Source organism: Caballeronia pedi (assembly GCF_001544915.2).
GTDB classification, from domain to species: domain Bacteria; phylum Pseudomonadota; class Gammaproteobacteria; order Burkholderiales; family Burkholderiaceae; genus Caballeronia; species Caballeronia pedi.
The window spans coordinates 1-17,207 of record NZ_FCOE02000053.1; the positions used below are offsets into that span (position 1 = coordinate 1).

General features: G+C 64.4%; 17 protein-coding genes. 4 read left to right on the top strand and 13 right to left on the bottom strand.

Translation table 11 applies throughout. The annotated features are described in order from the left end of the window. The 9 genes from AWB80_RS38400 to AWB80_RS38445 all read right to left on the bottom strand — a co-directional run. Positions 1–671: NtaA/DmoA family FMN-dependent monooxygenase (locus AWB80_RS38400; RefSeq protein ID WP_143328232.1), on the bottom strand; the 671-nt coding region annotated here is incomplete at its 3' end. Between the two features lie 111 nt (positions 672–782). Next, positions 783–2,759, bottom strand: a complete 1,977-nt coding sequence (locus AWB80_RS38405) for a family 2A encapsulin nanocompartment cargo protein cysteine desulfurase (protein ID WP_061179849.1) — start codon at positions 2,757–2,759, stop codon at positions 783–785. Then, positions 2,734–3,666 (bottom strand): family 2A encapsulin nanocompartment shell protein, encoded by a 933-nt coding sequence (locus AWB80_RS38410; RefSeq protein ID WP_061179850.1) that lies wholly within the window; start codon positions 3,664–3,666, stop codon positions 2,734–2,736. The genes AWB80_RS38405 and AWB80_RS38410 overlap by 26 nt, the downstream gene beginning before the upstream one ends. Before the next feature lie 102 nt (positions 3,667–3,768). Beyond that, a complete protein-coding gene (locus AWB80_RS38415; protein ID WP_061179851.1) occupies positions 3,769–4,026 on the bottom strand; it encodes a helix-turn-helix domain-containing protein in 258 nt (85 codons plus the stop codon). After that, positions 4,023–4,967: a serine O-acetyltransferase EpsC gene (gene epsC, locus AWB80_RS38420; RefSeq protein ID WP_061179852.1), complete on the bottom strand. Its 945-nt coding sequence runs from the start codon at positions 4,965–4,967 to the stop codon at positions 4,023–4,025. Before epsC ends, AWB80_RS38415 begins: the two co-directional genes overlap by 4 nt. Before the next feature lie 34 nt (positions 4,968–5,001). After that, the gene (locus AWB80_RS38425; RefSeq protein ID WP_061179853.1) at positions 5,002–5,469 is read right to left on the bottom strand and encodes a rhodanese-like domain-containing protein; all 468 of its coding nucleotides are present in this window, start codon (positions 5,467–5,469) and stop codon (positions 5,002–5,004) included. Between the two features lie 304 nt (positions 5,470–5,773). Continuing rightward, positions 5,774–5,995 carry a hypothetical protein gene (locus AWB80_RS38435; protein ID WP_061179855.1) on the bottom strand — a complete coding sequence of 74 codons (222 nt, stop codon included), beginning with the start codon at positions 5,993–5,995 and terminating at the stop codon, positions 5,774–5,776. A 35-nt stretch (positions 5,996–6,030) separates the two neighbouring features. Beyond that, a complete protein-coding gene (gene ssuD / locus AWB80_RS38440; RefSeq protein ID WP_061179882.1) occupies positions 6,031–7,158 on the bottom strand; it encodes an FMNH2-dependent alkanesulfonate monooxygenase in 1,128 nt (375 codons plus the stop codon). Between the two features lie 106 nt (positions 7,159–7,264). Next, positions 7,265–7,459 carry a hypothetical protein gene (locus tag AWB80_RS38445; RefSeq protein WP_061179856.1) on the bottom strand — a complete coding sequence of 65 codons (195 nt, stop codon included), beginning with the start codon at positions 7,457–7,459 and terminating at the stop codon, positions 7,265–7,267. A gap of 221 nt (positions 7,460–7,680) precedes the next feature. Here AWB80_RS38445 and AWB80_RS38450 point away from each other — a divergent pair, with 221 nt between their 5' ends. Continuing rightward, on the top strand, positions 7,681–8,670 hold the full coding sequence (locus AWB80_RS38450) for a sulfonate ABC transporter substrate-binding protein (protein ID WP_061179857.1): 990 nt from the start codon (positions 7,681–7,683) through the stop codon (positions 8,668–8,670). 15 nt (positions 8,671–8,685) lie between these two features. Here the strand turns inward: AWB80_RS38450 and AWB80_RS38455 are convergent, their stop codons facing one another. Next, positions 8,686–8,910: a hypothetical protein gene (locus AWB80_RS38455; protein ID WP_061179858.1), complete on the bottom strand. Its 225-nt coding sequence runs from the start codon at positions 8,908–8,910 to the stop codon at positions 8,686–8,688. 268 nt (positions 8,911–9,178) lie between these two features. Here AWB80_RS38455 and AWB80_RS38460 point away from each other — a divergent pair, with 268 nt between their 5' ends. Then, positions 9,179–10,372, top strand: coding sequence for a porin (locus tag AWB80_RS38460; protein WP_061179859.1), 1,194 nt, complete (start codon positions 9,179–9,181; stop codon positions 10,370–10,372). 33 nt (positions 10,373–10,405) lie between these two features. Here the strand turns inward: AWB80_RS38460 and AWB80_RS38465 are convergent, their stop codons facing one another. Together AWB80_RS38465 and AWB80_RS38470 are read right to left on the bottom strand one after the other, a co-directional pair. Further along, the gene (locus AWB80_RS38465; RefSeq protein ID WP_061179860.1) at positions 10,406–11,362 is read right to left on the bottom strand and encodes a sulfonate ABC transporter substrate-binding protein; all 957 of its coding nucleotides are present in this window, start codon (positions 11,360–11,362) and stop codon (positions 10,406–10,408) included. Between the two features lie 212 nt (positions 11,363–11,574). Then, complete coding sequence (locus AWB80_RS38470) at positions 11,575–12,330, bottom strand: FadR/GntR family transcriptional regulator (RefSeq protein ID WP_061179861.1); 756 nt, start codon at positions 12,328–12,330, stop codon at positions 11,575–11,577. Between the two features lie 600 nt (positions 12,331–12,930). Here AWB80_RS38470 and AWB80_RS38475 point away from each other — a divergent pair. Together AWB80_RS38475 and AWB80_RS38480 are read left to right on the top strand one after the other, a co-directional pair. Continuing rightward, the gene (locus AWB80_RS38475; protein ID WP_061179883.1) at positions 12,931–13,353 is read left to right on the top strand and encodes a hypothetical protein; all 423 of its coding nucleotides are present in this window, start codon (positions 12,931–12,933) and stop codon (positions 13,351–13,353) included. A gap of 213 nt (positions 13,354–13,566) precedes the next feature. Further along, positions 13,567–16,236, top strand: a complete 2,670-nt coding sequence (locus AWB80_RS38480) for an excinuclease ABC subunit UvrA (RefSeq protein WP_061179862.1) — start codon at positions 13,567–13,569, stop codon at positions 16,234–16,236. 6 nt (positions 16,237–16,242) lie between these two features. Here AWB80_RS38480 and AWB80_RS38485 read toward each other — a convergent pair whose 3' ends face one another. Continuing rightward, the gene (locus AWB80_RS38485; protein WP_244206976.1) at positions 16,243–16,926 is read right to left on the bottom strand and encodes a YdcF family protein; all 684 of its coding nucleotides are present in this window, start codon (positions 16,924–16,926) and stop codon (positions 16,243–16,245) included. Positions 16,927–17,207 lie beyond the last annotated feature (281 nt).

Consider the following 17,207-nt stretch of genomic DNA (forward strand, 5'->3'; position numbering starts at 1 on the left):
GCCCCCGCCTGCACCACCACCGGCCAGCCCTGCACCGGCCGCGCGATGTTCAACGGCCCGCGCACGGACAGGTAGTCGCCCTTGTGATCGAGCACGTGGAGCTTGTCCGGATCGAAGAACAGGCCGCTTTGCGCGTCGCGCACGAAGGCGTCGTCGGCCCAGCTATCCCAGAGGCCCGTGACGACATCGTAGAACTCGCGCGCGCGCCGATAGCGCTCGTCGTGTTCCATATGCTCTTCGCGGCCGAAGTTGCGCGCGGCGTCGGGATTGGATGTCGTGACGAGATTCCACCCCGCGCGCCCTTCGCTCAGATGATCGAGCGAAGCGAAGCGCCGCGCGATGTGATACGGCTCGTCGAATGTAGTCGACGCCGTCGCCACCAGCCCGATGCGTTCGGTCACCGAGGCGAGCGCGGAGAGCAGCGTGAACGGTTCGAACGATGTCGCGGTATGGCTGCGCTTGAGCGCGTTCACCGGCATGTTGAGAACGGCGAGATGGTCAGCCATGAAGAACGCATCGAAGCAGGCTTTTTCCAGCGTCTGCACGAAGCGCTTCAGATGCCTGAAGTTGAAGTTGGCGTCGGGGAATGCGCCCGGATAGCGCCACGCGCCGGTGTGCAGACTGACCGGGCGCATGAACGCGCCGAGATGGAGTTGTCGGGAGTGTGGCATCGCGTCGGTTGGAGAACGAATGGCAGGTCGCGCCAAGGTACTCCAACTCGCGAAAACACGCTCGATCATCCGGGCATATCGATAGCAACCGATGTCATGTACCGCGCCGTTTCACCTCCGTGCGGCGAGATTGCGCACGACCGAGATCATGCGGTCCACTTCATCGCAGGTGTTGTAGAACGCGAGCGAAGGCCGCACCGTCGCCTCGACGCCGAAGCGCCGCAGGATCGGCTGCGCGCAATGATGCCCGGAGCGCACCGCGATGCCCTCTTCGTTCAGCGCACGTCCGACCTCTTCCGGCTGATAGCCCTTCAGCACGAACGACAGCACGCTCGCCTTGTCGTCCGCCGTGCCGATCAGCCGCACGCCGGGCACGGGCCGCAGCAGGTTCGTCGCATACGCGAGCAGATCATGCTCGTACCGCCCGATATTCTCGATACCGATGCGCGTCACGTAGTCGATCGCGGCCGCGAGCCCCACCGCATCCGCGATGTTGCCCGTGCCCGCCTCGAAACGGCTCGGCGGGCCCTGGAACACGGTGCGCTCGAAGGTCACGTCCTGAATCATGTTGCCGCCGCCTTCCCACGGCGGCATATCTTCGAGCACCTCGCGCTTGCCGTACACCGCGCCGATGCCCGTCGGCCCGAACAGCTTGTGGCCCGAGAACACGAAGAAGTCAGCGTCGATGCTCTGCACATCCACCCGCATGTGCGACACCGACTGCGCGCCGTCGACGAGCGCCCGCGCGCCCGCCCGATGCGCCATCGCGACGATCTCCCGCACCGGCACGACGGTCCCGAGCGCATTCGACACCTGCGTGACCGCCACGATCTTCGTGCGCCCGTTGAGCATGCGCTGGTATTCGTCGAGCAGCACCTGTCCCGAATCGTCGACCGGGATCACGCGCAGCTTCGCGCCCGTGAGTGAGGCGAGCTGCTGCCACGGCACGATGTTCGCGTGATGCTCCAGATGCGACACGATGATCTCGTCGCCCTCGCCGACGTTCTTCACGCCCCACGACTTCGCCACCAGGTTGATGCCCTCGGTCGTGCCGCGCACGAAGATGATCTCTTCCGTCGAGGCCGCATTGAGGAAGCGTCGCACCGTCTCGCGTGCGCCTTCGTAGGCATCGGTTGCCCGGCCCGCGATGGCATGCGCCGCGCGGTGGATATTCGAGTTCTCGTGGGCATAGAAGTACGCGAGCCGGTCGATGACCGCCTGCGGCTTTTGCGTGGTCGCCGCGTTGTCGAACCAGACGAGCTGGCGGCCGTTCACGCGCTCCTGAAGAATCGGGAAGTCGCGGCGGATCGCGTTGACGTCGAACGGCGGATGCGCGGAGTTCGCATACGGCGTCTGGCTGCGGCTGTCATCGGCGAAATAGTAGGAGCCCGTACGATCGAAATCGGCGGGTGCGCTGCGCGGCTCCGCAGCGAGCGAGCGCAGGAAGTCGTCGCCGGGCAGGCCGAACGATTCGGGCGTCGCGGCGTATCCCCGCGGGGGCGTGTGGCGTTGCGCGTGCGGCGCATCGGCGCCTTCGTTCAGAAAGTAATAGCCGGAAGTCGCCGCGCCCGACGCCGCAGGCCGCTCGATCTGCACCGGTTCGGCGCCGAGCGCCGCGCCGCCCAGACGCGGTTCCATCGCGGGCGCGACGGTATGCACCAGATCCGGCACGCCGTCATGCGCGACGGCATGCGGCACGAGCGCGGGCGCGCGATTGCCGATCGACAGCACATGCAGCGGCGACGACGGCGCGAGATTCGCCCCCGGCGCGATGCCTTGCGGTATCGACAGGCCCGGCACGCCGGTACCCGTGCCGCCCGGTCCGGCGAGCGGCGAGCCCGGCGGCGCGGGATTGCTCGCTACACTCGTCGCGGGTGCGGTGAACGGCAGCGCCGCCGAAATCGACTCGCCGCCGCCGCTGCCGAGACTCGCGGCGGCTGGCGTCGCGCTGCCCGGCACGCTCGAAAAAAACGCGTTGGCGAGGCGCGCGAGCGTCGCCACGTCGGGCAGGCCCGCGGGCGCATCCGCCTGCGGCAGCGACGGCGACGCGTGGCTGACGGGATTAGCGGTAGGTGTCGGGATAGTCATGGTACTTGGCGATCTCCACGTCATCCAGAACGGCCAGCGCATCCGGCGAATGCACCGCGAGCGAGCAATACAGCGAGATCAGATACGACGCGATCGCGTGATTGTTGATGCCCATGAAGCGTACCGACAGACCCGGCCCCTGCTCGCCCGCCACCCCCGGCTGATACAGGCCGACCACGCCCTGCCGCTTGTCGCCCACGCGCAACAGCAGAATCTTGGTCTTGTTGTCCGCCACCGGCACCTTGTCCGACGGAATCAGCGGAATGCCGCGCCACGTCAGGAACTGCGAACCGAACAGGCTCACGGTCGGCGGCGGCACGCCACGGCGCGTGCATTCACGGCCGAACGCGGCGATCGCGAGCGGATGTGTGAGGAAGAACGCCGGCTCTTTCCAGACGCGCGTGAGCAGTTCGTCGAGATCGTCGGGCGTCGGCGCGCCGGTCAGCGGAAACACGCGCTGTTCCTCGGCGACATTCGCGAGCAGGCCGTAATCGGGATTGTTGATGAGCTGGCTTTCCTGAAGCTCCTTGATCGTCTCGATGGTGAGGCGCAACTGCTCCTTGGTCTGATCGTGCGGGCTGCTGTAGAGATCGGCCACGCGCGTCTGCACGTCGAGCACCGTGCTCACCGCGTTCAGGAAGTATTCGCGTGGCGCCTCTTCGTAAGGCACGAAGGTGCGCGGCAGCATGCTGTCGTCTTCGCGCTGCGTGCACAGCGCGCGCACCGCCTCGGGATTCTTCACCTGATTCAGACGATAGATGCCCGCCTCGACCGGCACCCATTGCAGCAGATGCGTGAGCCAGCGAGGCGTGATGGTCGAGAGTTGCGGGACCGTCTTGGTGGCGTTGGCTAGTTGCCGTGCTGCGGTATCGCCGAGCGCGGACGCGCCGCCGACTGTTGCGGTCATGGGAAGCTCCGGGGTCTATAGAAGAAGGACGGGAATGCTTATGAACGGGCGTCATTATCACGAGGCCACAAACCCCGTTCAACATGCTATAGCCGTCACTTTTTACTTTTCCGCTGCCGAGTCGGTCAGCGGTTCCGCTTCGACGGGTTGCGCGGGCGCCAGCAGACGCGCCATCGGCACACGCAGCGCGTGCGCGAGTTTGTCGACTGTCACGATCGATGCAATGCACGAGCCGCGCTCGATCTCGCCCACGTAAGAGCGGTTCAAGCCTGCGTGCTCCGCGAGTTGCTCCTGCGTCCAGCCGTGAGACTCGCGCAGCTCGCGCACCGTCGCGCCAAAATGGCGCACTAGCGTGCTCATGGCGAGACCTGCTCGGTCTGAAGTATCGGGATGCGCGTCGCGGCCTCGCCGCTTTGCGACAGCGCCTGCGTCACGGATGCGCCCGGCGCGACGTCATGCGTGAGCCACACGTTGCCGCCGATGACCGCACCGCGCCCGAGCGTCACGCGTCCGAGGATGGTCGCGCCGGCATAGATGACCACGTCGTCCTCGACGATCGGATGACGCGCGAGCCCCTTCTCCAGATGCCCCTGCGCATCGCGCGGAAAGCGCTTCGCGCCGAGCGTCACCGCCTGATAGATGCGCACGTGGTTGCCGATCACCGCCGTCTCGCCGATCACCACGCCCGTGCCGTGATCGATGAAAAAGCCCGAGCCGATGCGCGCGCCCGGATGAATGTCGATGCCAGTCTCGCCATGCGCAAGCTCGGCCACGATGCGCGCGAGCAACGGCAACTGGAGCCGGTACAACTCGTGCGCGATGCGATGATGAATCATCACGAGAATGCCGGGATAGCAGAGCAGCACTTCATCGACGCTGCCCGCCGCCGGATCGCCCTGATAGGCCGCGAGGATGTCGCTGTCGAGCAGGCTGCGGATGCGCGGCAGCGTGCCGGCGAACGCGCGTATCGCGTTGCTGGCGCGTGTTTCGATCGCGTGGTCGTCGCGCGGCTGATGCCGCGCCTTGTATTGCAGCTCCAGCTTTGCCTGCGCGAGCAGGCCCTGCAACGCGAAGTCGAGTGCATGCCCGACGTAGAAGTTCTCGCTTTCCTGACGCAGATCGGGCGGGCCGAGCCGCATCGGAAAGAGTGCGCCTTTCAGCGCCCCGACGATGTCGGCGAGCGCCTCGCGCGCGGGAAGCTCGCGCCCGCCCGGCTCCAGCGAGCGCTTCTGCACTTCCCGCCACTGCTGGCGGACCGTCTGAAGCGATTGGACGATGTCGTCGATGTCGAATACAGCCACAGTGCAGTCCTTTGGATTTGATTGGTCGTCTGCTTCAATCCTGAACCCAGGGCAAGCCGAGATAGCGCCAGCCGTTCTGCGTGCCGCGCCGCTGTTGCTCGTCCAGTTCGCCTTCGAATCCTTCGCTCACGTTGAATGCATGCGCAAAGCCGGCTTTCGTCGCGGCTTCGGCGGCCGCCGCCGAGCGCTTGCCGCTGCGGCACAAGAGCAGCACGATTGCATCCTTGCCGGTCTTCGCTTCCAGTTCGCGCACGAAGCGCGGATTGCGGGTAAGGCTCGTGCCCGTCGCCCACGCGACGTGCAGGCTTTCGGGCACCTGTCCCACGAATTTGCGTTCTTCGACGGTGCGCACGTCGACCAGCACGGCGTCGCCTGCCTGCACGAGCGCCCATGCGTCGGCCGGCGCTACGCTGCCTGCATAAGGCAGATGCGCCCCGACGCCTGCTTCGCGTGCCGCCTCCAGCACCGGATGAATCACACGTTCCTGTACTTCGTCAGTCATGACGTCTCCGTATCTTCGTTTCGTCACAGAAGCGATGGCGTCTATAGCCATCACGCTCGACTATGCGAGACACGGGCGCGAATCAGAACCAAGCATTTTTCATTTGCAAATGACGACTTGCTTTGGACCGATTGCAGGCAGGGAACGATGGAAGAAGAACTGCGTCGACGACGCGTTGCTACGCGTCCACGCCGACGAGGGCGCGCAAGATGGCCGGCTGGCCAATGCGCAAAGAGACCGCCCAGAATAGCGAGCATGTATGCACGCCCGCTTCGCCCACGAGGCGATATGAACGCAGATGCCGCTACCTTCGCCGACGTCCGCGAAGAATTTCGTGGCCGGCATACACCGAGATGAAAACGCCGATCAGCAAGGCCGCGACGCCGAGCGACTGGTCGACGTTGTCGGGCCATGCCAGCTTGCCGTAGCACCAGAGCGCCACGCCCAGCGCCGTCATGATCGCGCCGAACACCAGTTCCCACGCGGGTCCTGTCGCCGATGAACTGATCCGGTGCGCCATCTTCATCCCTACTCCTCGTGACGGCGGCAGACGCCGCCCTTTTAGCGCGGGCCGTGGCCCGCGCGAATATCGAAGGCGCCGCCCGTTTGCCGCGCGCCGGTCGTGACGCGCCCCTTGCCGGGCAGGAGCGGGAACACCAGCTCCGCGAAGCGATACGCCTCCTCCAGATGCGGATAGCCCGACAGCACGAAGCTGTCAGCGCCCGCCTCCGTATATTCCCGCAGACGCGCCGCCACCGTCTGTGCGTCGCCGACCAGAGCCGTGCCCGCGCCGCCGCGCACGAGCCCGACGCCCGCCCACAGGTTCGGGCTGATTTCGAGCCGGTCGCGCCGGCCGCCGTGCAACTCCGCCATGCGACGCTGGCCGACCGAGTCCATCTTCGCGAAGTTCTGTTGCGATTGTGTGATGTCTTCGTCGGTGAGGCGGCTGATCAGCGAATCGGCGGCGGCCCAGGCTTCGTCGCTGGTCTCTCGCACGATCACGTGCAGACGCACGCCGCAGCGCAGCGTGCGGCCACGGCGCGCGGCGCGCTCGCGCACATCGGCGAATTTCGCGGCGACGGCGGCGGGCGGCTCGCCCCAGGTGAGATAGGTATCGACGTGCTCGGCCGCGATCTCGTGCGCCGCCTCCGACGAACCGCCGAAGTAAAGCGGCGGGTACGGCTTCTGCACGGATTCATGGAAGTTCTTCGCGCCTTTCACGCGCACGTGCTTGCCGTCGAAATCGATCGATTCGCCTGTGAAAAGCCTGCGCCATACGCCGAGGAATTCGTCTGCGTATTCGTAGCGCGCTTCGTGATCGAGAAAGACGCCATCGGCGGCGAGTTCGGTCGCATCGCCGCCCGGCACGACGTTGAGCAGCAGCCGGCCGCCCAGCGCCTCGTCGAGCGTGGCGGCCTGACGCGCGGACGCCGTGACATTACCGAGCGAAGTGCGCAGCGCGACCAGCAGCTTGATGCGGCGCGTGACCGGCGCGAGACTCGCGGCGGTCACCCACGGATCGAGACAACTGCTGCCGGTGGGAATCAACAGGCCGTCGTAGCCGAGTTCATCGGCGGCGACGGCGATTTGCCGCATATAGGCGTTGGTCGGCGCACGGCCGAAATCGGACGCGCCGAGATAGCGCGTATCGCCCGAGGTGGGCAGGAACCAGAAGACATCGAGACTCATCATGCACTCCGAAGCAGCGTGAACCGCGCCGAGTCTAGCGACGCGCGGATGACCGGCTAACCATCGAATGCCGATAAGGATATGCCCAAAGGCGCTAAGAGACGCTTCAGAAAGGCGGAGGCTGGAACAGATCGACTGCACTGCCCATGTTGAAGTATCCGGCCTGGGCGAACAACGCGATGTATTCGAGCCGCTCGGCGCGGCTCGCCTCTTCATCGCGGCGCGGCGTCTCACAGGCGCATGGGTTCATCGCGGGCCGGACTTCGCGCATGCGCCAGTAATGCGTCAGCAATTGCGGCATGGGTCGCTTCCTTCAGTTCTTGAAGGCTTCAATCTAGGCTGCTGCGAGTCGTTTCACAAACGAGCTTTTCTGCGATGCATTCCACTCGATTCATGTACGGCGGGCGAGGGAAGCAAATGCATATGACACCGATTGCGATAGCGATATCTCCATTACTACGTTGGTCCGCTTGAGCCTTCGCTCTAGCATCTGAGCTCCTTAAATAACTCCCGATTCCTGTCATGTCCAAAAGCAGAACAACCGCCGATCGTCGCGCTTTCCTGTCCCTCTCCGTCCGCGCCGCTGCGAGCGCCGCTGCATTCGCCGCGATGCCCGCATCGTTTGCGCAGCAAGGCGCGTCGGGACAAGCGCGCGTGCTTCGTGTCGGCAACCAGAAAGGCTATCTGAATCTGCTCAAGGGACGCGGCACGCTGGAGAAACGGCTGGCCCCGCTCAACGTATCGGTGAGCTGGACGGAGTTCTCCGCCGGCCCGGTGCAACTGGAAGCGCTCAACGTCGGCTCGATCGATTTCGGCGATGTCGGCGAAGCGCCGCCCATCTTCGCGCAGGCCGCGGGCGCGCCGCTCGCCTACGTCGCGGCGACGCCGGCGCGGCCGCGCTCCGAAGCCGTGATCGTGCCCGCGCAATCGTCCATCCGGAGCGTGGCGGATCTGAAGGGCAAGCGCGTGGCGCTGAACAAGGGCAGCAACGTTCACTACTTTCTCGCGAAGCTGCTGCATCAGCATGGCCTTCGATATGGCGACGTCGAGCTGGCCTTTCTCGCGCCCGCCGATGCGCGCGCCGCGTTCGAGCGCGGCTCCATCGACGCGTGGGTCATCTGGGACCCGTTCTTCGCCGCCGCGCAGAAGACGCTGGATGCGCGCATCGTGGCGGATGCGAGCGGTGTCGTCGGCAATCGCGCGTACTACTTTTCATCGCAGAGTTATGTGGCGAAGAATTCCGATGTGATTCGCATCGTCATCGAGGAAATCAAGGCGGTCGATCAATGGGGCAAGCAGCATCCCGACGAACTCGCGAGCGAGCTCGCGCGGCTGTGGGGCTTGCCGAAGCCGGTCGTCGAGCTTGCGGTGAGCCGGCAGGTGTTCGGCACCGAGGCCATTACACGCAGCATCATCAATGAACAGCAACAGATCGCGGATACCTTCGTCGAGCTAGGCCTGATACCGAAGCACGTCGATGTGCTCAAGGCGGCGCCGCCCGATCTCGCCTGAAGCACGTGCGCCGGCTCAGCCGCCGGCGCGCCCGGACTTGCCGCGCTGATCGATCCAGAGCCGGGCCCAGCGCGCCGCATACGCGATGGCATGATCGGCTTCGAAAAAGTAGTCGAGCGCATCGAACGTATGCGATGCGCGACTCTCCGGCGTAGCGCTCTCGATGATCAGATTCGCCGCGTACAGACCGCTCGGCAAAGCGTACGCGGACGGCGCCACGTCATATCCCTTGTATCGCATGAGGGTGTTCCAATGTCGTCCCAAGCGCTCAATGCTAGGGGCCTGCGCACGCTTCCCCAACCAATGCTTTGACGAAAGCAAATCAGCGGCGGCATCAGTTGATCATCACATCGCGCTGCGTGAATTGCGATGTATCGCATAAATTGTTCGGATTACAAATGACTGAATAGAACGATTACACATGAGAAATCGATCGTTCGACTTCAGTAAGCGCGACCGTAAGATCGGCTTCCCCAAAAACTCGTGGTTAACACGTACAAGGAAGTCAATGAAACGAGTCGCACTCGCCGGCGCTACCGGCATTCTGGTCACTCTTCCGGGCATCGTGCAGGCACAAAGCTCGGTCACGCTGTACGGGCTCATCGACGCGGGTATCGCCTATACGAACAATCAGCGCGGCGCGCACAACTTTCAGGCGACGAGCGGCAAGCTCAACGGCAGCCGCTGGGGCCTGAAGGGCGTCGAGGATCTGGGCGGCGGCTACAGGACGGTCTTCACGCTCGAAAGCGGCTTTCGCGTGAACGACGGCACGCTTGCACAGGGCGGCCGCGAATTCGGGAGGCAGGCGTTCGTGGGCGTCGCGAAGACCGGCGTGGGCACGCTCACCTTCGGACGTCAATACGATCCGAACACGGACCTCGTCGCCGCGTACGCGGGTCCGGGCTTCTGGTCTCCGTCCACGCACGTCGGCGACAACGACAATCTGAACCAGACCTTCCGCATCAACAATGCCGTGAAGTTTCGCAGCGACACAATCGCCGGGTTCAGCGTCGATGCACTCTATGCGTTCAGCAACCAGGCCAACAGCGGCGCGGGCACGGGCTTCGGCAACAACCGGGCGTGGGGTGTGGCGGCGAACTACGTGAACGGGCCGCTTTCCGTCGGCGGCGGCTATGTGCTGCTCGATCATCCGAACGTCGCATCGAACACGGCAGGCGCGGTGGGTGGCGCATCGGCCACGACCGGCGATGACTACAGCGGCGCGTTCTTCTACGGCCTGAACAGCGGCGTGGCGCGTCAGCAGATTGCGGTTGCAGGCGCGAACTACGCGCTCGGCGCCGTCGCGACGCTCGGCTTCGCGTTCAGCCACACGCAGCTCGACTACAACGACGGCTCGTCACGCAAGTTCAACAACTACGACGTCAACGCGCGCTACAACCTGACGCCCGCGACGACGCTCGTCGGCGTCTACACGTTCACCGACGGCCGCGCGAACAGCCTGCCCGGCACCGCCGGCGCGACGCTCAAACCGCGCTGGCATCAGTTCACGCTTGGCGTCGACTATGTGCTCTCGAAGCGCACCGATCTGTATCTGTCCGCCGTGTATCAGCTCGCATCGGGCGATGCGTCCACGCGCGTGGGCAGCGGTTATCAAAAGATCGCGGCGATCGCGGACGCGGGCACGCCTTCATCGACGAACCGGCAGGTCGCGGCTTTCGGCGGCGTGCGCGTGCGCTTCTGACGCCGATGGCTTCGTGACTGGCGATTCCACGACTCAGGCCAGCACCGCGTCCTTCGTCGTGATCTTGCGCGGGATCAGCTTGAGTTCGTGGAACGTATCGGCGATGCGTTGCTGCTCGTCGAGAACGGCCGCGTCGATCGGTCGATAGACGTGTTCGTAATGCTGCAAGCCGGTCTGGATCGTGGCGGCGTCGAGCCCCTGAATCGGTGCGAGCTGCGCGGCGGCGACCCCGACGTTCTGCCTGATCCACTGTCCTTCCTTGCCGAGTTCGTCCATCGTGATGGCGATGACGTCCTTGCGCTTTTGCGCGTACTCGCGCTGGCTGAGAAAGAACTGGTGATGACTGGCTACGCCTTGCGCATCGGCCAGCAAACGCGCGTTGCCTTGCGATTGCGCTGCGGCGAGGAACGGGTCCCAGATCGCCCAGGCGTCGATGGCCTGACGCTCGAGCGCCGCGCGCGCATCGGCAGGCGCGAGATAGGCCGGCTGGATATCGCCATAGTCGAGGCCGTGCTTGCGCAGCAGCGCGATGATGAACCAGTGCACGTCCGATCCGCGATTGAAGGCGACCTTCTTGCCCTTCAGGTCGGCGACCGTCTTGATCGGAGAATCCTTCGCGACCACCACGCCTTCTGCGCGCGGCGTCGGCACCTCGTAGGCCGTATAGACGAAGTCCGCGCCAGCGGCCGGCGCGAACACGGGCGGCGCCTCGCCCACATAGCCGAAGTCGATCGCACCGACGTTCAGGCCTTCGAGCAACTGCGGTCCCGCCGGGAACTCGGTCCAGGTGACCTTCACGCCCAGCGGCGCGAGCCGCTTCTCAAGCGTGCCTTTCGCCTTGAGCAGCACGAGCGTGCTCGCAGCCTTCTGATAACCGATGCGAAACTGATCGTCGGCGAACTTCGCCCATGACGGCAAAGCGATGCCGGCCAGCGCGGCGGGAAGCGTGGCGAGGAAGGTCCGGCGGCCCCGCGAGGTCGTTCGATTCATGCTAAAGCGTCCGTGGTGATCAGTGAGAGTGAAGCCGTGCGCGGTCCGCCGCGCGGAGGGCGAGCCATGCTATCCCGCGCGTCGGCAACGGCAAAATGATCTTTCGAGCTAAGCTAAGCAGCGCAAGTCAGAACGCGGCGGATTCGAGCGCGTTTATTCGTTTTACTAAGTATTTTCGATTGACGCGACGATACGCCGCGTGTGCTTCTACGTTAAATCGCGTCCTGCGTCTTCGACGACGCTTCGTGCGCACGCCGCAAGCGCTCGCGGCTGTTCGACAGATGCATCCGCATGGCCGCACGCGCCGCCTCGGGATCGCGGCGCTCGATCGCATCGTAGATGTCTTCATGCTCGCGGTTCACGCGGTCGAGATAGCTGCCCGGATCGTTGTGCGCGAGCGCCGCCGAATTGACGCGCGTGCGCGGAATGATGGTGTTGCCGAGCTGGCTCAGGATGCTGTGGAAATAACGGTTGCCGGTGGCCTTGGCGAGTTCGAGATGGAACGCGACATCGGCGACGACCGCGTTGCCCTCGCCCGCATCGATGAGCCGCTCGAATTCGTCGAGCGCGCGGCGCATCTGCGCGAGGTTTTCATCCGTGCGTCGCATGGCGGCGAGCCCGGCCGCCTCCGCTTCGAGACTGATGCGCAACTCGAGGATCGCCATCACGTCGCGCACCGTGAGATCGCCCGCGGCCTCGATCTGGAAACGGTCCTGATCGCCCGCTTCGAGCACGAAAGTGCCGATGCCGTGACGCGTCTGCACGAGCCGCGCTGCCTGCAGCCGCGAGATGGATTCGCGCACGACCGTTCGGCTCACGCCCAGTTGGGCCATGATTTCCGATTCCGTCGGCAGCTTGTCGCCGGGTTGCAGCGCGCCGCTGCGAATCCGCTCGGACAACTCGGCGACGACTTCCTCGGTGAGATTGCGAGAGCGGCGAAGCGCGCCGGACGCGAGGGCTTGGGACATTGAAGGGCCGATCTTTGATGTGCTCGATGAGCAATTATAGGGCGCGGGACAGCTTGTACGATGACTATCGACTTCAGATCGAATTTGCGGCGGCACCCGTGCGTCATTTAGAAGCAGCACTCGCTGTACTGGCGATATCGAATCGGCCCCGGCGCGGATACGCATCGGGCTGCTTTGACCATGATGGAAAACCCCCGCGAAATCATGCGATTAGGGACAAAACAAACCGTTGATAAACCGTCTGTTGCGGCGTAAAGTTGAAGTACCGCATGAAGTGAAACCGCGCCAGCCAGACGGCATACGCCGCACGCGGGCGGTCGCAGTTCGTCTGGAACAATGCAGGTTCGCTTTATCGGCCGGCTCGCGAATCCATGTCCGCATCCGTTGGATTCGCCATCTTCTCGCGCACTCGCGGGCCAGAATCAGCGGTTCACCGGCTCGTCGCCGCGCGTGTCTATGCGCTACACCACGCGGCTTGCGCCTCTCGCGCGTCTCGCTCATCGATCAGGCGGCTGCCGGTGCATCTCCGTATTCACATTCGCCGGATTCGCGGCGATACTGAGGCGCGGCATCGAAGTTGGCAGGCAAGGAGACGAGCAAATGATGCGTGAAGTCAGTGGAGCGTTCTTTGGCTCCCGTAAGCTGGACGAAGCACTGGAAGATCTACGCGCGGAAGGCATCGCGGGCGACCGGGTCCGCCTCGCGAACATGAGCGGCTTTGCCGACTTCCGTGCATCGCAGACACAGAATGCCGCCTTGCAGACGCAATGGATCACGGCGGAATATGCGGGCCACGGCGAACATCTCGGCGTTGTCGATACGCACGACTATCCGTTCGGCCTCGACGTTTCCGGCGACGACATCCTCCCCTCGTTCGGCGCCGACGGCGGCGATGCGGACGCGGTGTGCGGGGTCACGCGCGTGATCGTCAGCATTCGCGACGACGCGGAGATGCGTGCGGTCTGCGACATCTTCTCGCGACTCGGCACCGACGATATCGACGTGGAAGGCGCGACGGTCTGATTCGCGCCGATTGAACCTCGCGAAGGCGCACGTTCCTCGTCGCGTGCGCCCCCATCTTTCGCCCTGACGCGCCGCCCTCCCTCTCAACGCACAAGCCTTGCCTCGCCTCGGCTTGCATTTCGCATTCAAGATGCATAACGCAAAATGCCATCGGGTATATGGCATGCTGCATGCAAATCTTCGCCCTCCGACGCCGCCATATCGGCCCTGCTCATGGATGTCCGCAAAAATACCCGCAAATCAGCCGCTCACGACGAAAGCGCGGCCCCGTCGCGCGCCGGCTTCGTCCGTGTGCGCGGCGCGCGTGAGCACAATCTGAAGAACGTCGATGTCGACGTGCCGCGCGATGCGCTCGTCGTCTTCACCGGCGTATCGGGTTCCGGCAAATCGTCGCTGGCATTCGGCACGCTCTACGCCGAAGCGCAGCGGCGCTATTTCGAGTCGGTCGCGCCGTATGCGCGGCGTCTCATCGAACAGGTCGGTGTGCCGCAGGTCGACTCCATCGAGGGCTTGCCACCCGCCGTCGCGCTTCAGCAGCAGCGTGGCGCGCCGAATGCGCGTTCGTCGGTCGGCAGCGTGACGACGCTTTCGAGCCTCGTGCGCATGCTCTACTCGCGCACCGGCAGCTATCCGCCGAAGCAGCCGATGCTCTACGCCGAAGATTTCTCGCCGAACACGGTTCAGGGCGCGTGCCCCGTGTGTCACGGCCTCGGACGCGTCTACGAAGTCACCGAAAAGTCGATGGTGCCCGACGACTCGCTGACGATCCGCGAGCGCGCCGTCGCCGCCTGGCCGCCTGCGTGGCACGGGCAGAATCTGCGCGACATCCTCGTGACGCTCGGCTATGACGTCGATACACCGTGGCGCGACTTGCCGAAGAAGGACCGCGACTGGATTCTCTTCACCGAAGACCAGCCGACGGCGCCGGTCTACGCCGGACTCACGCCGAAGGAAACGCAGGCGGCGTTGAAGCGCGGCGCGGAACCGAGCTATCAGGGCACCTTCACCGGCGCGCGCCGTTACGTGCTGCATACCTTCGCGCACACGCAAAGCGCGCTCATGAAAAAGCGCGTGTCGCGCTTCATGATTGGCAGCGATTGCCGCGCGTGTCACGGCAAGCGGCTCAAGAAGGAGGCGCTGTCCGTGACCTTCGCGGGCCTCGATATCGCCGAATTCGCGCGCTTGCCGCTCAACCGTCTCGCCGATCTGCTCGGGCCCATCGCGCGCGGCGAGTGGCCCGATGACGACGGCGCGCCAGCTTCGCCGCTCGCGAAGAAAGACCGGATCGCGGCCACCGCCAAGCGCGTCGCGGCAGGCGGCTCGGCGCACAAGGCCGCGCCGGACGTGCGCCGCACCGCGAACCTCTCCAGCGAGAAACGCGCCGCCGCCGAGCGCATCGCCGCTGAACTGCTGGAGCGGCTCGCCACGCTGATCGATCTCGGCCTCGGTTATCTGTCGCTCGACCGCGCGACGCCCACGCTGTCCTCCGGCGAACTGCAACGTCTGCGACTCGCTACGCAGCTCGCGTCGCAACTCTTCGGCGTCGTGTACGTGCTCGACGAACCCTCCGCGGGCCTGCATCCCGCCGACAGCGAAGCGCTCTTCGCCGCCTTGCTACGCCTGAAGGCCGCGGGCAATTCGCTCTTTGTCATCGAGCACGATCTGCATACGATGCGCCGGGCGGACTGGCTCGTCGATGTCGGTCCGGAGGCGGGCGAGCGCGGCGGTCACGTGCTGTACAGCGGGCCGCCCGACGGCCTCGCATCGATCGAGGAATCGCAGACGCGCAAGCATCTGTTCGCGCCGAAGCAGACGATCGCACGCGCCACGCGCGAGCCGCGCGGCTGGCTGCGGCTCGAAGGCATCACGCGCAACAACCTGCATGGCATCGACGCCGCGTTTCCGCTCGGCGCCTTCACGGCGGTCACGGGCATATCGGGATCGGGCAAGTCGAGCCTCGTGAGTCAGGCGCTGCCCGAGCTCGTCGCGCAACGGCTCGGGCGCGCGCTCGACGACACGGAGGAAGACGAACAGGACCCGCTCTTCACGCCAGCGGCTGCATCGGCTGACGGACGCATCGTCGAAGGGATGGAAACGATCCGGCGTCTCGTGCGTGTCGATCAGAAACCGATCGGCCGCACGCCACGCTCGAACCTCGCGACCTATACGGGCCTTTTCGATCACGTGCGCAAGCTGTTCGCGAATACGCCCGCCGCACGCAAGCGCCGCTACGGCGCGGGGCGTTTCTCGTTCAACGTCGCGCAAGGGCGCTGCCCGACATGCGAGGGCGAAGGCTTCGTCAGCGTCGAACTGTTGTTCCTGCCGAGCGTCTATACGTCCTGCGCGACGTGTCAGGGCTCGCGTTACAACCCGCAGACGCTGGAAATCGAATGGCAAGGCAAGAACATCGCGGATGTGCTCGACATGAGCGTCGACGCCGCTTGCGCTTTCTTCGCCGATGAACCGAACGTGATGCGCGCGCTCGCCGTATTACGCGATATCGGACTGGGTTATCTGCGGCTCGGGCAGCCCGCGACGGAGCTTTCGGGCGGCGAAGCGCAGCGCATCAAGCTCGCGACGGAACTTCAGCGAGCGCATCGAGGCGATACGCTCTATATCCTCGATGAACCCACGACGGGCCTTCACCCCGCCGACGTCGACCGGCTGATGACGCAATTGCATGGGCTCGTGGATGCGGGCAATACCGTGGTCGTCGTGGAGCATGACATGCGCGTTGCATCGCTGTCCGATTGGGTCATCGATATCGGTCCCGGCGCGGGTGAGGATGGCGGCAGGATCGTGGTCGCGGGTGCGCCGTCGAGCGTCGCGAAGTTTGCTTCCAGTAGAACGTCCACTTATTTGCGGGACGCCATGAATCTTTAGGTCCATCTAATACAACCCGACCCATCGCCACACATGAAACCGTGCGATACCGATCAATTCATGCAACGCGCTGTCCGCATCGAACCATCCCCTCCTGTGCGGTACCCACCACGTTCTTGGAACCCGAATAAAGGCGACCGCCGGTTGAGGATGAAGGTCGAAAGCATCGAAAGCGAGCAATGCACGCCGCATATGCAAAGACGACGTAATCAGCACTGAAGCATCGTATTGCCGCGCGCGCAGTATCTTCTCCGTATTGCGGGCGTTCTCGTAGGTATCGAGACTCTCGTTCTCCAGAATCAGGTCGGCGCGCTTCACGCCGGCATCGACGAGCAAGCCGCCGTATAAATCCGCCTCGCTCTGTTCATGATGTTGCGGATTGCCTCCGCTCATAAGCACGAAGCATTGCCTCTCCGTTTCGACGCAGCGTTTATAAAGCGATGCCGCGAGTTCGACGCGCGTCATCGAATCGCCCTTCGGCACTAGACGCCTATGCCGGTCATACCAGGTCCCACCGCCAAGCACGATGATTGCCGTACGCGCGCCGAGCTTCGGCTCGATCATGGAACCGTAGCCATGATTCGCAAGCCGCACGAGCGGACCGGGCAACCAACTCCCTAGCAGCCAGAACACGACACCCGCAGCGAGAATAACGGCGATGCGTCGCCTCTTCCACGCGATGGCCAACACAGCAAATGTCACCAATAAAACTGTCAGTATCAATTACCTCACCCCGTTCAATAAGTTTTCAAACACCTTTCGACCTGCGCATAGTTTTTGCAAGGTCCACTTCGCAAAAGAAGCAGGAGTTACCTGCATCGCCGCAACCCGCGCCCCGCGTCAGTTCGAATGATGCCGTTACTTCGCAGCATGCTTGATATCGCACAAAGCGCCGGATTCTCATCGAAGCCAACCGTGCGGCATCGCACGGACGCAGGGGCCTCGTAATTCGTTAAATACGATCAAACGAG

Excerpts from the sequence above, each read along its gene's own strand:
- AWB80_RS38405 (WP_061179849.1), bottom strand. The coding sequence starts at position 2,759 with ATGACTATCCCGACACCTACCGCTAATCCCGTCAGCCACGCGTCGCCG.
- AWB80_RS38410 (WP_061179850.1), bottom strand. The coding sequence starts at position 3,666 with ATGACCGCAACAGTCGGCGGCGCGTCCGCGCTCGGCGATACCGCAGCA.
- AWB80_RS38415 (WP_061179851.1), bottom strand. The coding sequence starts at position 4,026 with ATGAGCACGCTAGTGCGCCATTTTGGCGCGACGGTGCGCGAGCTGCGC.
- AWB80_RS38425 (WP_061179853.1), bottom strand. The coding sequence starts at position 5,469 with ATGACTGACGAAGTACAGGAACGTGTGATTCATCCGGTGCTGGAGGCG.
- AWB80_RS38435 (WP_061179855.1), bottom strand. The coding sequence starts at position 5,995 with ATGAAGATGGCGCACCGGATCAGTTCATCGGCGACAGGACCCGCGTGG.
- ssuD (WP_061179882.1), bottom strand. The coding sequence starts at position 7,158 with ATGAGTCTCGATGTCTTCTGGTTCCTGCCCACCTCGGGCGATACGCGC.
- AWB80_RS38445 (WP_061179856.1), bottom strand. The coding sequence starts at position 7,459 with ATGCCGCAATTGCTGACGCATTACTGGCGCATGCGCGAAGTCCGGCCC.
- AWB80_RS38450 (WP_061179857.1), top strand. The coding sequence starts at position 7,681 with ATGTCCAAAAGCAGAACAACCGCCGATCGTCGCGCTTTCCTGTCCCTC.
- AWB80_RS38455 (WP_061179858.1), bottom strand. The coding sequence starts at position 8,910 with ATGCGATACAAGGGATATGACGTGGCGCCGTCCGCGTACGCTTTGCCG.
- AWB80_RS38460 (WP_061179859.1), top strand. The coding sequence starts at position 9,179 with ATGAAACGAGTCGCACTCGCCGGCGCTACCGGCATTCTGGTCACTCTT.
- AWB80_RS38465 (WP_061179860.1), bottom strand. The coding sequence starts at position 11,362 with ATGAATCGAACGACCTCGCGGGGCCGCCGGACCTTCCTCGCCACGCTT.
- AWB80_RS38470 (WP_061179861.1), bottom strand. The coding sequence starts at position 12,330 with ATGTCCCAAGCCCTCGCGTCCGGCGCGCTTCGCCGCTCTCGCAATCTC.
- AWB80_RS38475 (WP_061179883.1), top strand. The coding sequence starts at position 12,931 with ATGATGCGTGAAGTCAGTGGAGCGTTCTTTGGCTCCCGTAAGCTGGAC.
- AWB80_RS38480 (WP_061179862.1), top strand. The coding sequence starts at position 13,567 with ATGGATGTCCGCAAAAATACCCGCAAATCAGCCGCTCACGACGAAAGC.